Here is a 24508-nt window from a genome sequence, read left to right as displayed (position 1 = left end):
ATACGTGTGTATCGATGCGAACGTATCATGTCGTGTGGTTGTGCCAGAATGAACGGGTGCCGAAGGTCGTGAACAGACAGAACCGTCGCCTGAGCGTGGCCGAGGCGATCCACCGCATCGCCGCCCGTGAAGGGATCGAAGGGGTCAGCGTCCGAGTGGTCGCCGCCGAGGCGAGACTGTCCGTCGGCGCCGTCCAACGCGAGTTCCCCACCAAGGACGACCTGCTCCGCTTCGCCCTGGACACCTCCGTGGCGGAGGTCGCCGACCGCTTCTCCCGCGTCCGGGTCGGCCCGGAGACACTGACCTTCACCGAGGGACTACGCGCCGTCCTCGTCGATCTGCTGCCCACCGACGAACGCCGCCGCGCCCAGGCCCGCATCTGGGCCGCCTTCTACGCTCGCGCCGCCGTCGATCCCGGGTTCGCCGAGGTGCTCGCCGACCTGGACGCACAAGCGCGCGCCAACCTGGCCGCCGCGCTCGACTACGCCCGCGACCAGGGGGAACTCGCGCCCGGCCAGGACCCCGAGGCCCTCGCCGAGCTGCTCCTGGTGATGATCGACGGCCTCTGGCTCACCTGCGCCCGCCTGCCCGAGGGGGCCTCGCTGGACGGCCTCCGTTCCGCCATCGACGCCACCGTCGCCCTGATCACCACGCGCTGAACGGGACGAAAGAGGGCCCTGGACGTTCCGGGGGAACGTCCAGGGCCCTGGCTCTCACCCGGACCTCAGCGCGCGGGTTCGAGCCAGACGGCGCCGAGCGGGGGCAGGGAGATCTCCGCCGAGAACGGCTGACCGTGCCACTCCTGGGCCCGGGCCGCCACGGAGACGGGGGCCTCGTACCCCGAACCACCGAAGCGCGGGTCGTCGGAGTTGACCACCGTGTTCCACCGGCCCTCGACCGGCAGACCGATCCGCCAGTTCGGGCGGGGCACCGGTGAGAAGTTCACCGCGCACGCCAGTACCGAACCGTCCTCGCCGCGACGGAGGTGACTCAGGGTGTTGCCCTGGTGGTCACCGCCGTCCAACCAGGTGAACCCGGCCGGGTCGGTGTCCAACGACCACAGCGCCGGCCGTGGCCGGTAGGCGTCGTTGAGCGCCTTGACCAGCTGCTGCGTGCCCGCGTGGTGGTCGTATTGAAGCAGCCACCACGGCACGCCCTCCTCGTGCGACCACTCCTCGCCTTGGGCGATCTCTCCGCCCATGAACAGCAACTGCTTGCCCGGGTGGGACCACATGAACGCCAGCAGCGCCCGCAGCGTCGCCGCCCGCTGCCACTCGTCCCCCGGAGGCTTGTTGAACAGCGACGCCTTGCCGTGCACGACCTCATCGTGCGACAGCGGCAGCACGTAGTTCTCGCTGTAGGCGTACACCATCGAGAACGTGATGTCGTTGTGGTGGTACTCGCGGTGGATCGGCTCCTTCTTCACGTACTCCAGGGAGTCGTGCATCCACCCCATGTTCCACTTCAGCCCGAACCCGAGACCGCCTTGGTCCACCGGGGTGGTCACCCCCGTGTACGCGGTCGACTCCTCCGCGATCATCGCCACGTCGGGGTTGCGGCGGTAGACCGTGGTGTTGAGATCCTTGACGAAGTCGATGGCCTCCAGGTTCTCCCGGCCGCCGAACATGTTCGGCTCCCAGTCACCGGAGTCGCGCGAGTAGTCGAGGTAGATCATCGAGGCGACCGCGTCCACCCGCAGCCCGTCGATGTGGAACTCCTCCAACCAGTACAGGGCGTTGGCGACGAGGAAGTTGCGCACCTCGGTCCGCCCGTAGTTGAAGATGAGCGTGCCCCAGTCGGGGTGCTCGCCACGGCGCGGGTCCGGGTGTTCGTACAGGGCGCTGCCGTCGAACCGGGCCAGCGCCCACTCGTCCTTGGGGAAGTGCGCCGGCACCCAGTCCAGGAACACGCCGACACCCGCCCGGTGCAGCGCGTCCACCAGGTGGCGGAACTCGTCGGGGGACCCGAATCGAGGCGTGGGCGCGTAGTAGGAGGTGACCTGGTAACCCCAGGAACCGTCGAACGGGTGCCCGGCCACCGGCAGGAACTCCACGTGCGTGAAGCCCATCTCGGTCACGTAGGACACCAGTTCCTCGGCCAGCTCGGTGTAGGAGAGCCCCGGCCGCCAAGACCCCATGTGCACCTCGTAGACGCTCATCGGCGCCCGGTGCGGTTCCACGCCCTTGCGTTCGGCCATCCACTCCTGGTCGGCCCACACGTGATCGGAGACGGTGACGACCGAGGCGGTGGCCGGCGGCATCTGGGTGCGGCGGGCCATGGGGTCGGCCTTGTCCCGCCAGTGCCCGTCCGCGCCGAGGATCTGGAACTTGTACAGGTCGCCGTCGCCGAGCCCGGGAAGGAACAGCTCCCACACCCCGCTGGATCCGAGGCTGCGCATCGGGTGGGCGATCCCGCTCCAGTGGTCGAAGTCGCCGATGACCCGGACCCCGCGAGCGTCGGGCGCCCAGACCGCGAACCGCGTCCCGGGCACCTCGCCCAGCGGACCGTCCATCTCGACGACGTGCGCGCCCAGGGCGTGCCACAGCTCCTCGTGCCGACCCTCGCCGATCAGGTGCAGGTCGAGTTCGCCCAACGTGGGAGCGAATCGGTAGGGGTCCGCCTGGAGGAGCTCGGGCCCGTCCTCGTAACGGACCGCGACACGGTAGTCGTCGGCCTTCTTCGGCAGGCGGGCCGCGAACACGCCGCGGTGGCGGTGGGGCAGTGCCACCCGGGTGTCGTCGGGCAGAACGGCGTGCACCTCGACCGCCCCCGGGCGCAGGACACGCAGGTCGCGTCCGTGCAGGCCGAGGACCGAGTGCGGGTCGTGGTGGTGGCCGTCGACCACGCGGTCGAGTTCGGTGACCAGGTCCCGCGCGAGCGGGGCGGGGCCGCGGGTGCGCTTCGGCGCCGCCCCGACAGTCTTCTTCGGGGCCGCGGCCTGTGTGGCCTCGACCGTCCTCTTGGTCTCGGTCGACTTCGTGGTCTTCTTCTTGCCGGGCGCCTTCTTCGCCGCCGAGGGCTTCGCCGCCGGCTGTTCGTCGGCTGTAGCGGCCTTCTTGGACGTACGCGGTGACAATTCGACTCCGTGATGACTCGTGGTGTTCGGATGGGGAGGCGCTGGTTCGGCGGGGGGACGAAGGGGCGGCCGCCGTGCGCGAACGGCGGCCGCCGGGGAATCAGCCGGGCACCGGAGGCGCTCCGGCCGCTGTGGCGATGGAATCGAGCGGCACCCGAAGCCAGTCGGGGCGGTTGCGCGCCTCGTACAGGACCTCGTAGACCGCCTTGTCGAACTCGAAGGCCCGCAGGACGATCAGGTGCTTCTCGGGGTCGGCGCCCCCACCGTCGGCGTAACCGCGGCAGAACGCCTCTCGGTTGCGGCGCGCCCAGGCTTGGGCGGCCCATGCCAGCTCCGGATCTCCGGGGTGTCCGACCAGCAGGTATCCGGCCGCGTAGTCGAAGGAGCGCAGCATCCCCGCCACGTCGCGCAGCGGACTGGACAGGCGTTGGCGTTCTCGCACCGACACCGTGGGTTCGCCCTCGAAGTCCAGCAGCACCCACCCGGATTCGGGGCGGATGACCTGTCCTAGGTGGTAGTCGCCGTGGATGCGCTGTATCGGCAGCGGTTCGTCCACCCGGGCGAAGTCGGCGTAGGCCTCCATCACCCTGGGCGCGTGTTCGGCCAGTTCGGGCACCTCGCCGCTGGCCATCGCCAACCGCTCCACCATCGCGTCGGCCAGCTCGGCCGCAGAGACGGGGGAGAGCACGTCGGTGGGCAGCGCCTGAGCCAGCGAGCTGTGCACCTTCGCGGTGGTGTGCCCCAGCCGCGCCGACTCCTCGCTGAAGTCGGCGTCCTCGCCGTCCAACAGGGTGCGCACGTTCTCGGTGGCCAGCACCCAGCCGTCGGTGGCGTCCGGCACGAACGTCTGGAGCAGCGCCAACGTGGTGGGCGTGGTGTGCCCGGACAGGTCCGCCTCGATCCACCCGCACGGGCGCGCCACATACGGCGAGCCGGACAGCGCCATGTTCAGCTCCAGGTCCGGGTTGCGTCCCGGCCAGAGCCTGCGGAAGGTCTTGAGGACGTAGTCGTTCCCGTACACCAGTGAGGTGTTGGACTGCTCGCCGGTCAGGAGCCGGCCCGAACCGCACGCCCGGACCTCGGCGCCGGGAAGGGTGCGAAAACGCACCCGACCCCGACGCTCGCCGTCCTCATCGCAGGTGAACCGTTCCAGGAGCATCGACGTGAGCTGCGGATCGTGCGCCGCGTCGTAGACCACCCGGGGCCGCCCGCCCGCCACCGGACACACGCCGATGGCGGAGCGGGCCAGGTGGGGCGGCAGCGACCGGGGCGGGCGCGATCCGAGCATCACCTGGTAGCGGGAGCTCGTGCCGCGTTGACCGGCCTGGACCACGAGCACGTTCAGGTCGGGGCCGCCGGGGCCGGCCGAGACCAGGGTGTACCTGCTCTCGACCCGGACTCGACGGATCGGGATCCCCTTGCCGGAGAACCATCGTTGACGGGGTAGCCAGACTGCCAGGAGTTCTTCGAGCTGCGACATGTCAGAGAGGCCTGGTTCCCTTCCCGCCACGGTCGCGACTCGCGCCGGCGGGCCGGTCGGTGGCTGTGGTGCGGTGGCCGGTGTCGAAGGCGTCCGGTGTGCTCAGCCCCGCCGCGGGAAGCCCGTACGAGGGCACGCCCTCACCACGCTCGGGCTCTGCCTCGGACGTGTGCTCCGGAGGCAACTGGAACCAGTAGTAACCGTGGCCGGGAAGGGTGAGCAGGTACGGCAGCTCACCGATCTCCGGGAAACGGACTCCGCCCACGCACTCCACCGGGCTCACACCCGCGTAGCGCGACAGGTCCAACTCCACGGGTTGCGGGTGCTTGGACAGGTTGTTGACGCAGAGCATCCGGTCGTCGCCGTGCTCGCGGATGAACGCCAACACGCTCGGGTTGGTGGCGTTCAGCTCGGTGAACTCCCCGGTGCCGAACACGGGGTGCCGCTTACGGATCTGGATCATGCGGCGGGTCCAGTTCAGCAGCGAACCCGGGTTCTCCCGCTGGGACTCCACGTTGATCGCCTGGTAGCCGTAGACCGGGTCCATGATCGGCGGCAGGTAGAGGCGGGCCGGGTCGCCACGCGAGAACCCGGCGTTGAGGTCGGAGTTCCACTGCATGGGCGTGCGCACGGCGTCCCGGTCGCCCAACCAGATGTTGTCGCCCATGCCGATCTCGTCGCCGTAGTACAGCACCGGGGACCCCGGCAGGGACAGCAACAGCGCGGTGAACAGCTGGATCTGGTTGCGGTCGTTGTCCAACAGGGGCGCGAGCCGCCGTCGGATCCCCACGTTCGCGCGCATACGGGGATCCTTGGCGTACTCGGCGTACATGTAGTCGCGTTCCTCGTCGGTGACCATCTCCAGGGTCAGCTCGTCGTGGTTGCGCAGGAAGATCGCCCACTGGCAGTTGCGGGGGATCGGCGGGGTCTGGGCGAGGATCTCCGAGATGGGGAAACGCTGCTCTTGGCGGACCGCCATGAACATGCGCGGCATCAGCGGGAAGTGGAAGTTCATGTGGCACTCGTCGCCGCCGGACTCGAAGTCGCCGAAGTAGTCGACCACGTCCGAGGGCCACTGGTTGGCCTCGCTCAGCAGCACCCGGTCCGGGTAGAGGCGGTCCACCTCCGCGCGCACCCGCTTGAGGAACTCGTGCGTCTCCTTGAGGTTCTCGCAGTTGGTGCCCTCGCGCTCGTACAGGTAGGGCACCGCGTCCAGACGGAAACCGTCGATACCCAGGTCCAGCCAGTAGCGCAGCACCTCCAGGATCGCCTCCTGGACCGCCGGGTTCTCGAAGTTGAGGTCCGGCTGGTGCGAGAAGAAGCGGTGCCAGTAGTACTGGCCGCGTACCTCGTCGTAGGACCAGTTGGAGGTCTCGGTGTCGACGAAGATGATGCGCGCCTCGTCGTAGCGGTCGTCGCTGTCCGACCACACGTAGAAGTCTCCGTAGGGGCCCTCCGGGTCCTCACGGGAGGCCTGGAACCACGGGTGCTGGTCGCTGGTGTGGTTCATGACCAGGTCGGTGACGACACGGATGCCGCGCCGGTGCGCCTCGTCGAGAAGCTCCACGAAGTCGGCGGTGTTGCCGAACTCCGGGAGGATCTTGAAGTAGTCCGAGATGTCGTAACCGCCGTCCCGCAACGGGGACTCGTACATCGGGAGCAACCAGACGCAGTCGATCCCGAGCCACTGGAGATAGTCCATCTTCTGCACCAGCCCGGAGAGATCACCGGTGCCGTCGCCGTTGGAGTCGAAGAACCCCCGGGCCAGTACCTCGTAGAAGACGGCGTGCTTGTACCAGTGGGGTTCACTGGTACCTCCCGATGACATGAGCGGGCCGGTCGCGGCCCCGGTGGCCGGCGCGAGCGGACCGTGTTCGGCGTGCTCGTGTGCGCCGGGTCCGGACTCGTCGTTGCTCATCTACTACTCCCCACCAAAATGTTCGACATCGGATCAACAGGCGTGCGGGAGCCGGGCGACGACGGTGCTGCGACCGCCGTGTTCCGGTGACCCCGACCCGCTATCTGCCGTTGACGGTGAACACGTGCGCGGGCCCGGTCGCCGGGTCGAGTCGGACGTAGTTGCCGGCTCGCCATGTGTAGGAGTGGCCGGTCAATTCGTCGGTCACCTTGAGGTCCTCCTCCCGCGTGTGGCCGATCGACGGCAGGTCGAGATGCACCGTGGCCTCATGGGCCCGGTGCGGGTCGAGATTGACGACGACGATGACGGCGTCGTCGGGTTCACCGGGGGAGCCGGGACGGTGCTTGGAGAAGCAGACGATCTCCGGCCGGTCCACGTGGTGGAACCGAAGGTTGCGCAGTTCGCGCAGGGCGGGGTGGGCCCGGCGCAGCTCGTTGAGACGGGTGACGAGAGGGGCGATGGTCGTGCCGGAGGCGTCGGCCGCCGCCCAATCGCGGGGGCGGTACTCGTACTTCTCCGAGTGCAGGTACTCCTCGCTGCCGGGCGCGGCGGGGGAGTTCTCGCACAGTTCGAAGCCCGAGTAGATTCCCCAGGTCGGTGAGAGCGTCGCGGCCAGTACCGCGCGTACCTCGAAGGCGGGACGGCCGCCGTGCTGGAGGTAGGCGTTGAGGATGTCGGGGGTGTTGGCGAACAGGTTGGGCCGCAGGTAGTGCGCGCTCTCCTGCCCGAGCTCGGTGAGGTAGTCGGTGAGCTCGTCCTTGCCGTTGCGCCAGGTGAAGTAGGTGTAGGACTGGTGGAACCCGACCTTGGCCAGGGTGCGCATCATGGCGGGGCGCGTGAAGGCCTCGGCCAGGAAGAGCACGTCCGGGTCGGTGCGGGCGATGTCGGCGAGCAGACGCTGCCAGAACGCGACGGGCTTGGTGTGCGGGTTGTCCACCCGGAAGATCCGCACCCCGTGGTCCATCCAGTGCCGGACCACTCGCACGACCTCGGCGTACAGGCCCTCGAAGTCGTTGTCGAAGCAGAGCGGGTAGATGTCCTGGTACTTCTTCGGCGGGTTCTCCGCGTAGGCGATGGTGCCGTCGACGCGGGTGGTGAACCATTCCGGGTGCTCGGTGACCCAAGGGTGGTCGGGGGAGCACTGCAGCGCCAGGTCCAGGGCGATCTCCAGGTCGTGTTCGGCGGCCTCGGCCACGAACGCGTCGAAGTCGGCGAGGGTGCCCAGGTCCGGGTGGACGGCGTCGTGGCCTCCGTCGACCGACCCGATGGCCCACACCGACCCGGGGTCGCCGGCGCGCGCGTGCAGAGTGTTGTTCGGGCCCTTGCGGTGAGCGGCGCCGACCGGGTGGATCGGGGGCAGGTACACCACGTCGAAGCCCATGTCGGCGATGGCGGGCAGCCGCTTGGCGGCCGTGGCGAAGGTGCCGGAGAGTTCCCGGCCGGGAACGGTGTCGACCTGGGCGCCCTCCGAACGGGGGAAGAACTCGTACCAGGAGCCGAACAGGGCGCGCTCGCGGTGCACGACGACCTTGGTCCGCTTCGACCTCGTGACGAGCTCGCGGAGGGGGTGGTGTTCCATGGCGGAGACGACGTCGTCGGTGACGGCGGTCTCGAAGCGTTCCATGGGCGACAGGGAGGTGTCGCGCAGGACCTTGGCGGCCTTGGTCAAGGCGGGGTCCCGGGGGACGCGGCGGCCGGCCCGGGCGAGCAGGCGGGCGCCCTCCTCCAGGACGAGGTCCGTGTCGGTGTCGAGGGGGAGTTTCACGTGGGCGACGTGGAGCCAGGTGGCGAAGGGGTCGCTCCAGGACTCGACGGAGAAGGACCACTGACCTTCACTGGGCAGGCTGATCTCGGCCTCGTAGCGGTCGGTCCCCGGGGCCTTCTCGCGCATCGGGACGAGAGGCTGCCGGCGTCCTCGGGGGGAGTGGACGACAACGCCCGCCGCGAGGGAGTCGTGCCCTTCGCGGATCACGGTCGCGCCGACGGTGAAACGTTCTTCGGGGACCGCTTTCACCGGACCGAGATTGTTCTCTGGAGAGATATCGAGGATGGGCAGTCGTCCGATCATTGGCTACACCGTCATTGTCGTGGTTCGGGCGTTATTGGGCAGCACGCGGTGACTCGCGTGCGGAAATAATCAGAAGTTCATCCAACGCAGGACGGATTCGACGAAGTGCTGGATCGGAAACTGTCCAGATTGCGGCTTCGGTGCCCTCCGCTGTCTATCGTCGGCCCTATAGCGGGGTTTGGCGGAGTGCCGGGGCCGGATAATTAATGTGATCCTCATCACACTGGCCTCTCCGGGCCGGACCTGGTATTTGTCGGGTTTCACCCTGGAAAACCTCGCAAATCAGGCAGTTGGGCACTACTGATTCAGGGGTTTCTGTGGTCGCTTTCCCGTGCCTCTTCGCGAAAAGTCCGAAAATTCTTCTCCCATGTTGACCACGGGGTTCATGCGGGTAGGGATGACCGAATGCGCCTCGGGCGAGTCGAGGCGGATTCCGGACATCCCCATGTGTCCGTTGAGTCCCTTAGGGATCACTTGTCACGTATTCGACCGAAGCGGTTCCCGCGTTGGTGAATTAGTCGGGAAACTCGTCTTGAAGTCGAGATGAATTCTGATCGGTTTCTCGTGAACAGTCCACAGTGGTCGCGCTCTGGTGCTTCTGTGCGCTTTGCCAGGGATTGAGGAAGCTTTTCGGTGACACGCCCGATTTGACGCAGTTTCCTTTGCGGCGCGACTGCGAGTGTGGTCGACGCAGTGCCCACCATCACGAGGCGGTGGGCGGCACACGGCCGTAGGGGGGCGACGTGACGGAGTCCAGCCGCATGGGTCGGTTCGGGGACAGAGCCCGAGCCCTGTTGAAGGGCGGGACCGCGAGGTTGGAAGGGGACTCAGACAAAGACCGGCGCGAGGCGCTCCTGCGCCTGTCCGGGCTCGGCCTCATCGCCGGGCTGCTGGCCGCGGCCCTGGTCATCCCCTTGGTCGGTGGTGCCGGAATCGTGGCCAGGGACTCGGCCGCGGGCTTCATGTCCCTGCCCAGCCATCTCGACGTTCCGTACCCGTCGTCCCGCGTCCTGCTCACCGATGACTCGGGGGAACCCTTCGCCAAGGTCTCCCAACGCGAACGCGAGGTGGTCGACCTCGACGAGATGAGCCCCTGGATGGGCGAGGCCATGATGGCGATCGAGGACGACCGTTTCTACGAGCACAACGGTCTCGACCTGCGCGGTGTCTTCCGTGCCGCCCTACGTACCGCTCAAGGGAACACGCAAGGTGGTTCGACCATCACCCAGCAGTACGTCAAGAACCTCCTCATCGAGACCGCCGAAACCGAGGGACAGGTCGAGCAGGCGAGTGCCCAGACGATCACCCGAAAGCTCGCCGAGCTGCGCTACGCGATCGACATCGAGGACCGCTACACCAAGGACGAGATCCTGCAGGGTTACCTCAACCTGGCCTACTTCGGGTCCGGCGCGCACGGTGTCCAGGTCGCCGCCAAACGGTACTTCTCGACCACCGCAGCCGAACTGGACCCCGGGCAGGCCGCGACGCTGGCCGGGCTGGTCCGCGCCCCCTCGTACTACGACCCGATCAACAACCCCGACGAGACCAAGGAACGTCGCGACCTCGTGCTGGACCGGATGGTGGCCACCGGTCACCTCGACGCCGAAGAGGCCGCCACCCACAAGGAGAAGGACCTGGGCGTGGACCCCACACCGCGCGCGGGCAGCTGCTCCGAGAGCGAGTACCCGTTCTTCTGCGACTACACGATGCGCTGGTTGGCCGGGTCCGAACTGATCGGCGACACCCCGGCCGAGCGCGAACAGCGCATCGCCCGGGGCGGCTTCACCGTCCAGACCAGCCTGCTCCGGGCGGCGCAGGACTCCGCCCAGGAGGCCATCGACAGCCGGGTCCCGCACGAGGACTCCACCAAGTTCTCCGCCCAGGCCATGGTCGAGCCCGGTTCCGGTCGGGTGCGCGCCCTGGCCCAGAACCTGCGCTACGGGTTCGACGACGAGGAGGTCGGGAGCACCTCGATCAACCTGTCGGTGGACCACGCGGACGGTGGCTCCGGCGGCTACCAGGCCGGGTCGACGTTCAAGGCCTTCACCCTGGCCGCGGCCCTGGAGAACGGCCTGGGATACGGCACCAGCTTCGACTCGCCCAAGAGCCTGTCGATCGGCGGCATGTCCAACTGTGAGGGCGGCACCATGTCCTCGTGGAGCGTCAGCAACGCCGGTGAGAGCGACGAGGGCGGTCACAACATGCTCAGCGGGACCAAGGGCTCGGTGAACACCTACTTCGCCCAGCTGCAGCGGCGGGTCGGACTGTGCGAGACCTCCGAGACCGCCGAGGCCGTCGGGGTGCACCGCGCCGACGGTGGCGAGCTGGGGGTGTGGAGCTCCTTCACCCTCGGTGACCAGGAGGTGTCCCCGCTGAACGTGGCCAACTCCTACGCGACCTTCGCCGCCCGAGGAGTCCGCTGTGAGCCGCGTCCGGTCCGCGCGGTCAGGGACGACGGCACCGGTGACCGGGTCACCGCCGACTCCCACTGCGAACGAGCCGTGAAGAAGGAGACCGCGGACGGGGTCAACCACCTGCTCCAACAGCCCTTCAAGGGCGGCACCGCCAACGGTCTGGGCATCGGCCGACCGGCCGCGGGCAAGACCGGCACCACCGACGGCTCCGCCTACGCCTGGTTCGCCGGGTACACGCCGAACCTCGCCTCGGCCGTGGTCGTCGGTGACGTGCGCGGCGGTGAACAGTATCCGCTGCGGGGCGTGACCATCGGCGGCCGCTACTACGGCGTCGTCTACGGGGGCACCCTGCCCGGTCCGATCTGGCAGGAGAGCATGCGGGGCGGCACCGCGGACCTGGAGGCCGAGGGTTTCGCGGGATCCCCCGGGGCCTTCGGAAACCCGAGCGCCAAGCCTCCCGAATCAGATGACGAGGACTCCGGCTCCGACGCCTGAGCGGCGGGGGACCGAGGGGAACACCGAGGGGAAACAGGGCCGTGGGGTGGAAACATCCCACGGCCCTCCTTGTTGGCGCATAATGGAGGAGAACCGACAGGGGAGCGCGCGAGCGCTGAGAGTGCGGCATCGGACCGCAGACCCTTACACACCTGATCCGGGTCATGCCGGCGAAGGAAGTCGTGGGAATCCGTCATCGCCACGCCGTCGGCGTGGGTGGCGCTCTTGGCCGCATTCCCCCTCGTCGGACTCGACGAAGGGATCTCTTTTCGATGGGTATCGACACCGACCTCGGGCGCACCGGCGGGCTCCGTGGATTCCTCGGCCGGATCAAGGACGGAATCCTCGCCGAGTTCAAGGCCTGGCGCACCGTGGACATCGTCGTGGCGGCCGTGATCGGCGCCGCGGTGGGCGTGGTGTTCTGGCTGTGGGGCGTGGTCTGGACGATCACCGGCCCGTTGTTCGTGCTCTTCCCCCCGGCCCAGGCGATCCTCTACGGGGTCTGGCTGCTTCCGGGCGTCCTCGGTGGACTGATCATCCGACGCTCCGGCGCGGCCGTGCTCACCTCCATCACCGCGGCCTCGGTCTCGGCGCTGTTGGGTTCCCAGTGGGGGATCACGGTGGTCCTGGAAGGCGCCATGCAGGGGCTGCTGCCCGAGCTGGTCTTCCTGCTCTTCCTCTACCGCCGTTGGGGCATGGGCGTGGCCGCCCTGGCCGGCGCCGCCGCCGCGATCTCCCCTGCCATCCGTGACGCCGTCGTCTACTACGCGACCTGGCCGCTCTCCCACCAGCTCGTCTACGGCGTCCTGGTCCTGATCAGCAGCGCGTTGATCGCGGGGGTGGGCGGTCGCCTGCTCACCACGGCCCTGGCCAGATCCGGCGCGTTGGCCCCCTTCCCCTCGGCCAAGGGTTGACCGTGGCCGTCCCGAACGCGCGCGGCGCGCGTGTGGAACTCTCCGGGTGGGGATGGAAGCACGCGGGCCGCGCCGCCCACGCCCTGCGCGGAGTCGACCTGGTCGTCGAACCCGGCGAGCGGGTCCTGTTGTTGGGTGCCTCCGGCGCGGGCAAGTCGACCCTGTTGCACGCCCTGGCCGGCCTCACCGGGCCCGACAGCGCCATCGGCGGCGACCAGGAGGGGATGCTCCGGGTGGACGGCGAGCCCGCCTCCCGGGGGCGCGGCGGTGTGGGGCTGGTCGCGCAGGACCCCGAGGCTCAGTTGGTGATGGCACGCGCCGGTGACGACGTGGCGTTCGGGTTGGAGAACCTGGGAGTGGCGCGCGGCGAGATCTGGCCGCGGGTCGAACGCGCCCTGGCCGAGGTCGGGTTCCCCTACGGGCTCCGACACTCCACCGGGGCCCTGTCCGGCGGCGAGAAGCAGCGCCTGGTCATCGCCGGGGCGTTGGCCATGCGACCGCGTCTGCTGCTGTTGGACGAGCCCACCGCCAACCTCGACCCGGTCGGAGCCGCGCTGGTCCGGGACCTGTTGGCCCGCCTGCTCGTCGAGAGCGAGGCGACCCTCGTCCTCGTGGAACACCGGGTCGCCGACGTCATGGACCTGGTGGACCGGGTGGTGGTGGTCGAACCCGGCGGTGGTGTGATCGCCGACGGGGCACCGGCGAAGGTATTCGCCGAACACGGTCGGTCCCTGGCCGAACAGGGGGTGTGGGTACCCGGCGAGGAACCCGCGCCGAACCCCTCCCCGGCCCCCGGCGGAGCGCCGGTGCTGGCGGCGGAGGGCGTGATCGCGCGCACCCCCTTCCAACTGGGTGTGCGGGCCGCGCCCGCGCGCACCGTCCTCGAAGACGTGGACCTGACCGTGTCCGCCGGGACCGTCACCGCGTTGACCGGCCCCAACGGCGCGGGCAAGTCCACCCTCCTGACCCTGTTGGCCGGCCTGTCCAAGCCCCACCGGGGGCGTGTGGTGCCGTGCGGACCCTTGGCGGAGGTCGACCGACGTCCGCTGGCCCGATGGCCGGCCCGGCGTCTGGCCCGTCACGTGGGCACCGTCTTCCAGCACGCCGAGGACCAGTTCGTGACCGCCGAGGTGCGCGACGAACTCCGGTTCGCCCCGCTGCGGGCCGGTCTGGGCGAGGCCGAGATCGAGAGCCGGGTCGGTGAACTCATGGAGCGGCTGCGTCTGACCCACCTGGCGCACGTGCACCCGTACACGCTTTCGGGTGGGGAGAAACGTCGTCTGTCCGTGGCCACCGCGCTCAGCTCCGGTCCCGCGCACGCCCCCGACGTCCTCGCCTTGGATGAGCCCACCTTCGGCCAGGACACCCGCACCTGGGCCGAGCTGGTGGAGCTCCTGGCGGACCTGCGCACCCAGGGCCGGGCGATCACCATGGCCACCCATGACCGATTGCTCCTGCGCAATCTGACGGACGTGCGCGTGCGGGTGGCCGACGGGCGCGCCGTGCCCGTCGCCGCCGGCCGAGCGGATGAGGAGGACGTGTGAGCACCGGTCCCCGGCTCACCGGACTCAACCCCGCGGCCAAACTGATCGCCGCCCTGGGGATCGGTATCGCACTCGTCCCCGCCGTGGACGTGGTCACCGGCGGCATCGTGCTGGCCGCCGTCCTGCTGTGCGTGCCCTTCAGCGGGGTGGACCGCCGCACCCTGCTGATCCTGACCGGACCCTTCCTGCTCATGGGCCTGAGCAGCGCCACGGTCAACTACCTGTACGGCGAACAGGGCCTGGAAGGCGCCATCGGGGTGGCGGTGCGCCTGTTGGCCATCGCCCTGCCCGGACTCCTCGCCGCCATCACCAGCGACCCCACCGACATGGCCGACGGACTCGTGCAAAGGCTCAAGGTGCCCGAGCGCCCGGCCATGGGCGTGCTCGCGGCGCTGCGCCTCATCCCGCTGCTGGCCGACCAGTGGCGCACCATCACCCTGGCCCGCAGGGCCCGAGGCCTGGAGGCCGGATACAACCCGCTGAGCGTGGTCCGACTGTTCTTCGGACGACTGTTCGCACTACTGGTGCGCTCCATCCGGATCGGCACCCTGCTGGCCACCGCCATGGACGCGCGGGCCTTCGGCACCGGGCCGCGCACCCACGCCCGGGTCAGCCGCTGGCGCGCCGCCGACACGCTCCTGTTGATCGGCGCCGCACTGCTCCTGGTCGTCGCCTACACGACCTCGGCCCGGCTGGGGACCCTGGTGCTGCTCTTCTCCTGACCCGCGTGGTTGGGTGACAACCGAACACTGACACCGAGACGAAGAGGTGGACAACGTGGGCGAGTTCGTTCGCGTGGAGGCCGACCCGGAGAACCCCGCGGTCGCCGTCATCCGTATCGACCGACCCAAGGCGCTGAACGCGCTGAACGGTCAGGTCACCGAGGAGATCGCCGAGGCTGCGGCCCGGGTGTCGACCGATGACTCCGTGCGCGCCGTCGTGCTGTACGGCGGTGAGCACGCCTTCGTGGCGGGGGCCGACATCAAGGAGATGGCCGACCTCAGCCACGCGCAGATGCTGAACTACTCGCGCGCCCTGCAGAACGCGCTGACCGCGGTAGCCCGGATCCCCAAGCCCGTCGTGGCGGCGATCAGCGGTTTCGCGCTCGGCGGCGGCTGTGAACTGGCGCTGTGCGCCGACTTCCGGGTCGCCGGGACCAAGGCCAAGCTCGGGCAGCCCGAGATCCAGCTCGGTGTGATCCCCGGCGCCGGAGGCACCCAGCGCCTGCCGCGTCTGATCGGTCCGGCCAAGGCCAAGGACCTGACCTTCAGCGGCCGTCACGTGCGCGCGGACGAGGCCGAGCGGATCGGTCTGGTAGACGAGGTCGTCGCCGACGAGGACGTCTACACGGCCGCCGTCGCGCTGGTCGCCGGGTATACGGACGGTCCGGCGATCGCGTTGGCCGCCGCCAAGGAGGCCATCGACCGCGGGTTGGAGACCGACCTCGACACCGGCCTGGAGATCGAGCGCCTGCAGTTCTCCGGTCTCTTCGCCACGGAGGACCAGAAGACCGGCATGCGCAGCTTCGTCGAAGAGGGGCCGGGCAAGGCGAAGTTCAGCGGTCGCTGAGGGACGTGAACGGGTTTCGGGGCGGGGCGTCGCGTGTTCGCTACGGCGCCCCGCCGCATGCTTGAACTTCCCTTTGCCACGTTTTGCCACGACAATGGACCTTTGTCATATTCAGTGGCGTGACAGGGGTCGGGGCGGTCGACCGGATCCGGCCAGACGGGACGGGGGCGGGGGAACCGCGCACGCTGTTTTTCCGTCATACTCGTCATTGGTCGTCCCAGGACGGACGGTTCGTCCGGAGCCCCGAGGCGTGTTCGGCGCCCGCTCTCCGTCGGAACCGACAGACCATACGAGGCCCCTCCGGGGCCGAACAAGCCAATGGTGACCCATCCCCCCGGCCGATAAGCTGGACGTGGCGGTATGCGGTCTTTTGAGGGGATGAGTTCTCGATGGCAATGTCGGCAGGTTTCCCCACGGGTGAGGAGCTGCCGGAGCGCATCGGCCACTACGTCATCCGTCGCCGCATCGGTGCGGGCGGTATGGGCGTGGTGTACCAGGCCGAGGATCCCCGGACCGACCAGTTCGTCGCGGTGAAGGTCCTCAAGCCGGAGGTCGCCGGAGACCACATCGCACGCGCGCGGCTCGCCCGAGAGGTCGAGACGATGCGCCGGGTGCAGAGCCCCAATGTGGCCGAGGTCATCGACGCGGACACCCAGGCCGAACTGCCCTGGGTGGTCACCGAGTACATCCCCGGACCCACCCTGGACGCCACGGTCACCGACCACGGTCCCCTGCGCGGCCGCGCTCTGACCCGCTTCGTCGCCGGTATGGCCCGGGCGATCAAGGACATCCACGAGGTGGATGTGATCCACCGCGACCTCAAGCCCGGCAACGTGATCATCTCCAACGGTGAGCCGATCGTCATCGACTTCGGCATCGCGCACGCGGTGGACGGCGCCAAGCTCACCCAGACCGGTACGTTCGTCGGCACCCCCAGCTATCTGTCCCCGGAGGTCATCGAGGGCACCGACCTGGGCCCGGCCACCGACGTGCACGCGTGGGGCGGCACGGTGGCGTTCGCTTCGACCGGTCGCCCGCCCTACGGCGCGGGTTCGTTCGAGGTGATCTTCTTCCGGATCCTCAACGGCGAGATCGACCTGGACGGGATGCACGAGGCGCTGCGCCCCCTGGTCAACCGGGCGGTCTCCCGCGACATGCGGGCGCGTCCCACCGCGGCCGGGCTGGTCACCGAGACGGGCCTGCTCAACCTGGACCTGCCGTGGCAGGAACCGCAGATCGGGCCGATCGACCAGACCGGTGGACACACCGTGCGCAGCCGCACACCCGGTCCGGGCGCGGGCACCGACACCGGTGGTCGCGGCGGTATGGGTTCGGTGCTGGGCGGTGCGGCCGCCGGCGGTGCCGCGGGCTACCTGCTCGGCAAGAGCGCCAGTGAGGGGTGGGGGCCACCGCACACCCGCGGCGCTCCGACCTCGACCGAAGGCGCGTGGGCCAACCCTTCCGCGCCGCAGACGAGTCACGCCCACTCGGCCGGTCACTCGGCCGATGACGAGGCCACCAACGACCTGAGCGGTGGACGTTCCGGCTGGGGCGACGACGAGGCCACCAACGACCTGGGGGGTGGACGTTCCGGCTGGGGCGACGACGAGGCCACCGACGACCTGAGCGGCATGGCGGGCACCGAACGCCTCACCCCGTCCTCCTCCGACGATTTGAACGATCCGCAGGGCACCCAGCGGATCCCGACCGGGCAGGACGACGTGCTGGGCACCCAGCGGTTCGACCCGGGCGAGGTGGCGCGGCAGCAGGAGGACCCGCAGGGCACCATGATGATGGGCCAGGCGGAGGCTCCGCAGCGCGGGCCCGAGGGTGTCCAGCAGACCCAGTTCTTCAACTCGCCGCTGGATCCCAGCGCCTTCGAGGACATCCTGACCCCGGTCGACCGGCAGGGTCGTCGCAACACCACCCAGGAGTTCGACGAAGAGGACTACAACGAGCGTGGCGGGCTGCTGAGCCGCTTCAAGCGAGGCGGCGGCGACCGTTTCGGTGACTACTTCCGCGGTCACGGTTCCGATGACGAGTACGGCGATGACGGGTACGACGAGGCCTGGCGGATGCACCCGCTGGTGCTCATCCCGATCATGCTGTCGTTGGCCGGTGTGGCCCTGTGGTTCCCGTGGTTCGGGATCATCCTCGGCATCGTCGTCATCGCCGGCCTGAGCGCCCTGGACGTGGTCAAGGCCGAGCACGCTCGACGTTTGCAGACCCGAGGGCAGCGCAGCTCCGACAGCATGGTGGTGGCGCTCAGCTTCCCCTGGGCCTTCGGCCGCATGGTGTTGCGCACGGTCGGCTTCGGTCTGATCTATCTGGTGGCGGGCATCCTGGTCGGGATGGTCTACGCCACGATGATGGAGACCGGTAACGACGGGGCCAACTACACGGGCGCGTTCGCCGTGTTCGTGATGATCCTGCTCAGCTACATCCTGCCGAGCGGGCGCGAGGCCAGGCACCAGGCGGTGTGGCTGGTGGAGCGGGTCCGTTTCCACAACCTGTACCTGTACATCGGCGTGGTCGTCGGCCTCGTGCTGCTGACCCTGCTGATCCTGTCGATCGGTCTGGGTTCGGCCCCGATCTGGAAGATGGGTTCGCTCACCGGCCCGGCCGACTGGTTCTCCTGACCCGATCGGTGACCAGCGCCCTTCCTCCCGGTGGGAGGGAGGGCGTTCGTCCTTTTCCGGTGGTACACCGGCACTGTGACGGTGGTGCGCCCGCCGGCACAGTGGGACCGGTCACTAGAGTGGAGGGTGAAGCCACCGCCCTTTCGATCGTCGTCCCTGGTGGGCGGCGTTCCGGAGGGGTTATCGCGACTTCCGGGCACTCTTTGGTCAGGCTTTCCTAAGTCGAACCCGGAGGCCAGGGGTTGGCCTTCAAGCTACTAGCCAGTAACATCTGGTGTATGAGCACATGAGCGGGCCGATGTTGACGTGAACACGGGACCCGCCGTCGGATGATCGAACGGCATTCGGCATTGTTGGCAGTATCGGGGCGCGCCAGCGCCCACCCGCCAGACGGCGGATATGGGAGTGCAGGGAGGTCGGCCACCGGCCATGAATATTGTCGTTTTGGTCAAGCAGGTCCCGGACACGGCGACCGAACGGAAGCTCAACGCGGACGACAAGACGCTCGATCGCGCAGCGTCCGATGGAGTCATCAACGAGCTCGACGAGTACGCCATCGAGGAGGCCCTCCTCCTCAAGGAGAAGCACGGCGGCGAGGTCACCATCCTGACGATGGGCCCGGACCAGGCCACGGACTCGATCCGCAAGGCCCTGTCCATGGGCGCCGACAAGGCAGTCTTCGTCAACGACGACGCGCTGCACGGCTCCGACGCCATCCAGAGCGCCTACGCCCTCGCGCAGGCCCTGGGCACCCTTGAGTTCGACCTGGTCGTGCTCGGTTCGGAGTCCACCGACGCCCGTACCGGTGTCATCGGCGCCGCGCTCGCCGAGTACCTCGGCCTGCCCCAGCTCACGCTGGCCGGCAAGGTCGACGTCGACGGTGGCGCCATCAAGATCCAGCGTCAGACCGACTACGGCTACGACGTGATCGAGGCTCAGCTCCCGGCGGTCGTCTCCGTCGTCGAGAAGATCAACGAGCCCCGTTACCCGTCCTTCAAACTGATCATGCAGGCGAAGAAGAAGCCGGTCGACAAGAAGTCCGCGGCCGACGCGGGCATCGACACCGGCAAGGTCGGTCTGGCCAACGCCACCACCGAGACCGTCGACTTCGCCGCCGCGCCGCCGCGCGCCGCGGGCACGATCGTCAAGGACGAGGGCGACGGTGGCGTCAAGGCCGCCGACTTCCTCGCCGAGAAGAAGTTCGTGTAGGTAGACGAGAGACTCAGGGAAGGTTCAAGGATTATGGCTGAGGTCCTCGTCCTCGTCGACCACGTCGACGGACAGGTAAAGAAGGTCACCACCGAGCTGCTCACCGCCGCGCGCCGCATCGGCGAGCCCGCCGCGGTCTGGGTCGGCGAAGGTGCGGAGTCGGGCAAGGCCACTCTGGCCGAGTTCGGCGCCGAGAAGGTGTACGTGGCTCCGGCCGAGGTGAACGACTACGTCGTCGCCCCCAAGGCCGAGCTGCTCGCCAAGCTCGCTCAGGACAAGGGCGCCGCCGCCATCCTCGTCTCGGCCACCGCCGAGAACAAGGAGATCGCCGGTCGCACCGCCGTGAAACTGGGCTCCGGTGTGCTCACCGACGTCGTCGACGTCAACGCCGAGCTGGTCACCGAGCACAGCATCTTCGGTGGCGGTACCGTCACCCACGCCCGCGTCACGACCGGTGTGCCGGTCATCGCGGTCCGCCCGAACTCCGTCGTCCCGGAGGCCGCCGTCGGCGCCGCCGCCGAGGAGGCCGTTTCGGTCGACATCTCCGACGCCGCCAAGGCCGCCAAGGTCGTCGAGCGCGTCGCCGAGGCCAAGGGTGAGCGCCCCGAACTGGAAGAGGCCGCCATCGTGGTCTCCGGCGGTCGCGGCGTGGGTTCCGACGACTTCAGCGTCGTCGAGGGCCTGGCCGACTCGCTCGGCGCGGCCGTGGGCGCGTCCCGCGCCGTCGTCGACTCCGGCTGGTACCCGAACCAGTTCCAGGTCGGCCAGACCGGTAAGACGGTCAGCCCGAACCTGTACGTGGCTCTGGGCATCTCCGGCGCGATCCAGCACCGCGCGGGCATGCAGACCTCGAAGAACATCGTGGCGGTCAACAAGGACCCCGAGGCCCCGATCTTCGAGCTCGCCGACTTCGGTGTCGTGGGTGACCTGCACACGGTCGCCCCGCAGCTCACCGAGGAGATCAACAAGCGCAAGTAGTTCCCAGCGCTTGAGTACGAACCGACGCCCGGCCGGGAAACCCCGCCCGGGCGTCGGTCTTTCAGCCACAGCTCCCTTTGAGAGGACTACCTGGGCACGACTGTTGTCGGCGGTCTTCCGCCGCAGACGTGACAGCCAAGTCTGGAGTGCATGCCTGCGCTTGGAAGCCAGTACCTGGTCTGGTGAGGGAGCCGGTGGCTGTGGTTCCGGTTCCGGGGAGGTTCGATGTCTCGATGGGTATTGGCTTAGCCGGATCTTGGTGGAAGTGCATGTGATGTGCGTTCCGATGCGCTCGGTGCTCATCCCCATAACTTGTTGGAGGCTGAGAACCTGTTGTTACCGACACCGCCCGGTTTTGTGTAGGAGCTGGGACAAGCGTAGCTGGCAGGATGCCTTCAGAATCGGTTCATCCACGACCCGAGCCAGTGCCAGCGAATTCTGAAAGGCCGATTCCGCATCGTCGAACCGATCGGAGTCCTGCCTGTTGGTGCCCAGATGATTCCACACCTGGGCGAGGTGCCTCAAGGACTTGCTGCTGGTGGCGTACTTGAGTGCGACCGTGAGGATGGAGTGGCATAGTTTCCGGTCCTCTTCGGTCACCCAAAGGAAATCCGCGATACGTAGCGCGATGTTGATAGCGGCTTGGGAGTGGCCGAGCGCATCTGCCTGGAACACGGCTCCGGCGAGAGTTTCAACACCTTCATCTCCTACCCAGGAACCCTGCCGGCTGTCAGTGACCGCGAGGTAGTAGTCGAGCATACGATGAACCGAAGCTCGATGCTCGGCGTCTTGTGTCCAGCGTGGAGTGTGACCCTGGGCGTAGGTCTTCAGGAGAGTGTGCACACGCCAACCGTCTGGATCGTGGAACCTTTGCTCCACCAAGTGAAGGTGAGTGAGGCGCAGCAACAGAGCACGGGTGTGATCAAACGAAGATCCCAACAGGGCTGCTGCTGCTCCGGTTGAAATCATTGCCCCTGGAGTCTGGCTGAGAAGGGTCCACAACCGACTCGATTCGGGGCTGAGATACCGAACGACCAGGCCGAAACGGTGTGAGATGGTCTGCTGCCCGCTGTCCAAGAGCTCCAGGCGCCGGGAAGAAGCCAGCTGAGATGAGAAGACGTGGAGATAGCCCTCACGGTCCGCACGCAAGTGGGAGGCACATATCCGAAGCGCCAGGGGAAGTCCGTCACAGCTGGCTATGATGCTTCGCGCGGCTTCGGGCTCTTCAACCAAACGTTCAGGTGCGTGACTTCCCAGAGCTTTATGCAGAAGCACTAAGGAGTCTTCGGGGGCGAGCGGACGAAGGTGGAAGCTGTCCTCAGCCAGGGTGAATAGTGCGAGATGCGAAGTGAAGAGCAGCCGATGAGTATTTCCTGGTGTGATGGCTTCCACCTGGGCAGTGGTGGAGGCGTTGTCGGCCACGATGAGGATAGAGCCATCGGATTTCGCAGTTGCCTCACCGAGTTTTTGTCGGTAGAGCGATTTCCGCTCGGCTATCTCTGAGGGAATCCCCCCTTCTGCTACGCCCAACTGTCGCAGTAGAGAAGCCAAGGCCTGTGCTGGCGAGAGCGGCTGGGAGTTCATTCCGGCCAGGTCGATGAAGAGTGCCCCCGCGAACCATCTTCGCTCCATTGCCGTGTTGCTCAGAGCCAGAGCCAGAGCGGTCTTGCCGACCCCGGGCATTCCCGTGATCCCGTGTACCACGTTTTGTTCTGGAACGCGCGGATCCAGCGCCTCCATGAGCGTTCGAAACTCCTTGTCCCTGCCGCTGAATCCCGGCGGGGGAGCGGGCAGGGTGTTGAGGGCGCGGCGTGGTCGTCGGTGGAAGTGGTTGACCACTTTCTTGCCGATCACGTCTCGGCCGGCTCGGCTCTCACGGAGGTCGAAGTCGTCTCCGGTCAATGGTCCTCCTCAGGGTCGGGGGCGGGATGGAAAGTGCGGGTGGGGCCCGTGCCGGACAGGACGCCGTTGGGGGCGAACTCCAAGCGCAGGTCCACGTCGGCCGGCTCCGGGTGGGCGACCGGCCCCTCGGGCGCCACCACCGAACCGGTGCTCAGGAACAACCGGTCGCCGACCACGCCCTGGCCCACCCCGCAAAGGTCGACCTCGGGGCCGTCACGCCAGGCCTCGCCGCCGTCCGTACCGGCCAGCGCCACCGGGACCGGCTTGCCCTCGGGATCCTCCACGGCCAGGAACAGACCGTCGAACCCTCGCACCGCACCGTGGGTGTCACAACCGCCGAGGCCGAACTCCGGTCGGTGCCAGGCGCGCGTGCCGTCGGAATCGAAGGCCACGAGGTCGCCGCCCACGTCGACGACGGTCTTGTCGTCGACGTGCGTCAGGTCCTGGATCCCCTCCACGGCGACCTCATGGAGGTGCTCGCCGCTGTCGGAATCGTGGCCGCTGAAACCCTCCTCCGTCCACGTGCTCACCCGGCCATCGGACAGCAGCACGTGTGCCTCGGCGTCGCCGGGCAGGTCGGCGACCACCGAACCGTCCGAGGCGTCGAGTAGCTTCCAGGCGTCGTCGACGCGGGCCAAGAGACGAGCGCCCGCTCCGGTGTCGGTGACCGGGTCGGTGGGCCCGTCCAGGCACCACGACCGATCGCCGGAGCGCGCGTCGAAAGCGGCCAGCACATCCCCGGCCGCGACCAGCACGGTCTCCTCGGCCTGACCCGCGATGGCCGTGCGTCCGTCGGTTTCGACCCACCACAGCACCCGGCCGTCATCGGCGGCGCGCACGGAAGGACCGTGTTCGTTCGACAGGACCACGGTGTCGTCGAAGCCGCCGGCCAGGTGGGAGTCGTCGCCCAAGGCCCAGGCGCCCGGTTCCAGGAAGGGGTGCCCCGGGCCGGGCGCGGGTCCGGCGTCGTGATGGCCGCCTCCGGCGTCCCGATGGCCGTTCAGCCCGGCGCAGGTGAATCCGGACCCCAGGTAGAGCGGTACGGTCAGCGCCGCGACGACGACGAGTCCCACGCCGGCCGTGGCCCAGAGCAGGGGGCGGTACCGGCGGGATCGTTCGGGGGCCTGGGGCATGACGTCCTTGCCGTGCTGGGGGCGGGAGCCTCGAATTTACCGCCCCGCCCCGCCCCGTGCCGGTAGGCCTATCGCAATGGCCCGGAACCGGCAGAGGATTCCGGAAGTAGAGGTCGACGCATCGGGCACTCGTTTCCTGCCCAAGAGGGATTGCTCCAGGTGATTTGCCGGATATGAAATGTTTTATGTGGTTTTCGGGGTAGGGCCACGGGTAGATCCGGCGAACGGCGGTACGGAGGGAGGCAGGTGCGATGCGAACGACGGTGCGTGCGGGACGGCGCAAGGTGGAGGTCAAGAACGCCGATAAGCCCCTCTTCGGAGTCGATGGGGCCACCAAGGCCGACCTGGCCGACTACTACGCCAGGATCGCGCCGCTCATGCTCCCGCAGATCAAGGGTCGCCCCATCGTGCTCGAACGCTTCCCGGAGGGCGTCGACGGTTCCGGTTTCCTCGTGCAGCACCCTTCACATCCCCGGTGGATCCGCACCGTGTGGACCTCCTCCGGCCGCATGATGGAGTGCCAGGAGGCCGCCGCGCTGGTGTGGTGCGCCGACCAGGCCGCCATCACCCTGCACAGCTGGTCCTCCCGCACCCCGCGCCTGGGTGTGCCCGACCGGATGGTCCTCGACCTCGACCCGGTGGGCGAGGGTCCCGAGGCGTTCGACACCTGTAGGCAGGCCGCTTGGAGCGTGCGCGAGGTCCTGTCCGAACTGGGGTTGGCCGCCTACGTGATGACCACCGGTTCCCGAGGGTTGCACGTTCATTCCCCACTGCGGCCGGAGGTGGACGACTCCGAGGTCAGGACGCTGGCCAAGGCGGTCGCCGACCGGGTGGCCGCCCGCGCACCCGCCGAGTGGACCACCCGGGTGCGCAAGGCCGCCCGCCACGGCCGCATGTTCGTCGACTACCTGCGCAACGGGAAGGGGCAGTTGGCCGTGGCGCCCTACACCGTGCGGGCCCGACCGGGGGCTCCCGTCGCCACCCCGATCACCTGGGAGGAACTGGACGGCCTCACGTCCTCCCAGGAATTCACCATCGACCTGGACCGCGAGGAGTGCCCGTTCGCGGGGATGCGCAGACACGCCAGGTCCCCGCGCAGAGCCTTGGGCCTGTTGGACGAGCGCGAGGGCGGGGTCGTCCCCCGGCCGCGCACCGAGCGCCGATGAGCC

Annotated in this window: 16 protein-coding genes and 1 riboswitch; of the genes, 10 read left to right on the top strand and 6 right to left on the bottom strand. The window is 68.4% G+C overall.

Annotated features, from left to right (window positions below; all coding sequences use genetic code 11):
- Window positions 1–56: 56 nt before the first annotated feature.
- A complete protein-coding gene (locus tag BQ8420_RS24685; RefSeq protein WP_087101661.1) occupies window positions 57–659 on the top strand; it encodes a TetR/AcrR family transcriptional regulator in 603 nt (200 codons plus the stop codon).
- Window positions 660–724: 65 nt separating this feature from the next.
- Here BQ8420_RS24685 and glgB read toward each other — a convergent pair whose 3' ends face one another.
- From glgB to BQ8420_RS24665, 4 genes are all read right to left on the bottom strand, one after another.
- Window positions 725–2866 carry a 1,4-alpha-glucan branching protein GlgB gene (glgB, locus tag BQ8420_RS24680; RefSeq protein WP_087101689.1) on the bottom strand — a complete coding sequence of 714 codons (2142 nt, stop codon included), beginning with the start codon at window positions 2864–2866 and terminating at the stop codon, window positions 725–727.
- Between the two features lie 310 nt (window positions 2867–3176).
- Complete coding sequence (locus BQ8420_RS24675; RefSeq protein ID WP_087101659.1) at window positions 3177–4556, bottom strand: phosphotransferase; 1380 nt, start codon at window positions 4554–4556, stop codon at window positions 3177–3179.
- Window position 4557: 1 nt separating this feature from the next.
- Window positions 4558–6474, bottom strand: coding sequence for a maltose alpha-D-glucosyltransferase (gene treS, locus BQ8420_RS24670; RefSeq protein WP_087101657.1), 1917 nt, complete (start codon window positions 6472–6474; stop codon window positions 4558–4560).
- Between the two features lie 100 nt (window positions 6475–6574).
- Window positions 6575–8542 (bottom strand): alpha-1,4-glucan--maltose-1-phosphate maltosyltransferase, encoded by a 1968-nt coding sequence (locus BQ8420_RS24665; RefSeq protein ID WP_087101655.1) that lies wholly within the window; start codon window positions 8540–8542, stop codon window positions 6575–6577.
- A 761-nt stretch (window positions 8543–9303) separates the two neighbouring features.
- On the opposite strand from BQ8420_RS24665, the gene BQ8420_RS24660 reads away from it, so the two are divergent.
- The 8 genes from BQ8420_RS24660 to BQ8420_RS24625 all read left to right on the top strand — a co-directional run bounded on the left by BQ8420_RS24660 (window position 9304) and on the right by BQ8420_RS24625 (window position 20304).
- Entirely contained in the window at window positions 9304–11451 is a 2148-nt protein-coding gene (locus tag BQ8420_RS24660; RefSeq protein WP_087101654.1) for a transglycosylase domain-containing protein, read from the top strand.
- An 88-nt stretch (window positions 11452–11539) separates the two neighbouring features.
- Window positions 11540–11647, top strand: a riboswitch (TPP riboswitch).
- A 76-nt stretch (window positions 11648–11723) separates the two neighbouring features.
- The gene (locus BQ8420_RS24655) at window positions 11724–12365 is read left to right on the top strand and encodes an ECF transporter S component (protein WP_087101652.1); all 642 of its coding nucleotides are present in this window, start codon (window positions 11724–11726) and stop codon (window positions 12363–12365) included.
- Window positions 12366–12367: 2 nt separating this feature from the next.
- A complete protein-coding gene (locus BQ8420_RS24650) occupies window positions 12368–13909 on the top strand; it encodes an ABC transporter ATP-binding protein (RefSeq protein ID WP_087101650.1) in 1542 nt (513 codons plus the stop codon).
- Window positions 13906–14631, top strand: coding sequence for an energy-coupling factor transporter transmembrane protein EcfT (locus BQ8420_RS24645; RefSeq protein WP_087101648.1), 726 nt, complete (start codon window positions 13906–13908; stop codon window positions 14629–14631). Before BQ8420_RS24650 ends, BQ8420_RS24645 begins: the two co-directional genes overlap by 4 nt.
- Window positions 14632–14677: 46 nt before the next feature.
- On the top strand, window positions 14678–15478 hold the full coding sequence (locus BQ8420_RS24640; RefSeq protein WP_200816089.1) for an enoyl-CoA hydratase/isomerase family protein: 801 nt from the start codon (window positions 14678–14680) through the stop codon (window positions 15476–15478).
- Between the two features lie 389 nt (window positions 15479–15867).
- Entirely contained in the window at window positions 15868–18117 is a 2250-nt protein-coding gene (locus BQ8420_RS24635; RefSeq protein ID WP_235006468.1) for a serine/threonine-protein kinase, read from the top strand.
- Window positions 18118–18546: 429 nt separating this feature from the next.
- Complete coding sequence (locus BQ8420_RS24630; protein WP_200816088.1) at window positions 18547–19326, top strand: electron transfer flavoprotein subunit beta/FixA family protein; 780 nt, start codon at window positions 18547–18549, stop codon at window positions 19324–19326.
- A gap of 33 nt (window positions 19327–19359) precedes the next feature.
- Window positions 19360–20304: an electron transfer flavoprotein subunit alpha/FixB family protein gene (locus BQ8420_RS24625; protein WP_087101642.1), complete on the top strand. Its 945-nt coding sequence runs from the start codon at window positions 19360–19362 to the stop codon at window positions 20302–20304.
- A 336-nt stretch (window positions 20305–20640) separates the two neighbouring features.
- Here BQ8420_RS24625 and BQ8420_RS24620 read toward each other — a convergent pair whose 3' ends face one another.
- On the bottom strand, window positions 20641–22206 hold the full coding sequence (locus BQ8420_RS24620) for an NB-ARC domain-containing protein (RefSeq protein ID WP_143847544.1): 1566 nt from the start codon (window positions 22204–22206) through the stop codon (window positions 20641–20643).
- The gene (locus BQ8420_RS24615) at window positions 22203–23339 is read right to left on the bottom strand and encodes a PQQ-binding-like beta-propeller repeat protein (RefSeq protein ID WP_087101638.1); all 1137 of its coding nucleotides are present in this window, start codon (window positions 23337–23339) and stop codon (window positions 22203–22205) included. Before BQ8420_RS24615 ends, BQ8420_RS24620 begins: the two co-directional genes overlap by 4 nt.
- Before the next feature lie 251 nt (window positions 23340–23590).
- Here BQ8420_RS24615 and ligD point away from each other — a divergent pair, with 251 nt between their 5' ends.
- Window positions 23591–24505 carry a non-homologous end-joining DNA ligase gene (gene ligD / locus BQ8420_RS24610; protein WP_087101636.1) on the top strand — a complete coding sequence of 305 codons (915 nt, stop codon included), beginning with the start codon at window positions 23591–23593 and terminating at the stop codon, window positions 24503–24505.
- Window positions 24506–24508: the final 3 nt, after the last annotated feature.

Origin of the sequence: Nocardiopsis sp. JB363, from assembly GCF_900143625.1 — a bacterium.
GTDB lineage: Bacteria > Actinomycetota > Actinomycetes > Streptosporangiales > Streptosporangiaceae > Nocardiopsis.
This window is presented reverse-complemented; position numbering and strand designations above follow the sequence as displayed.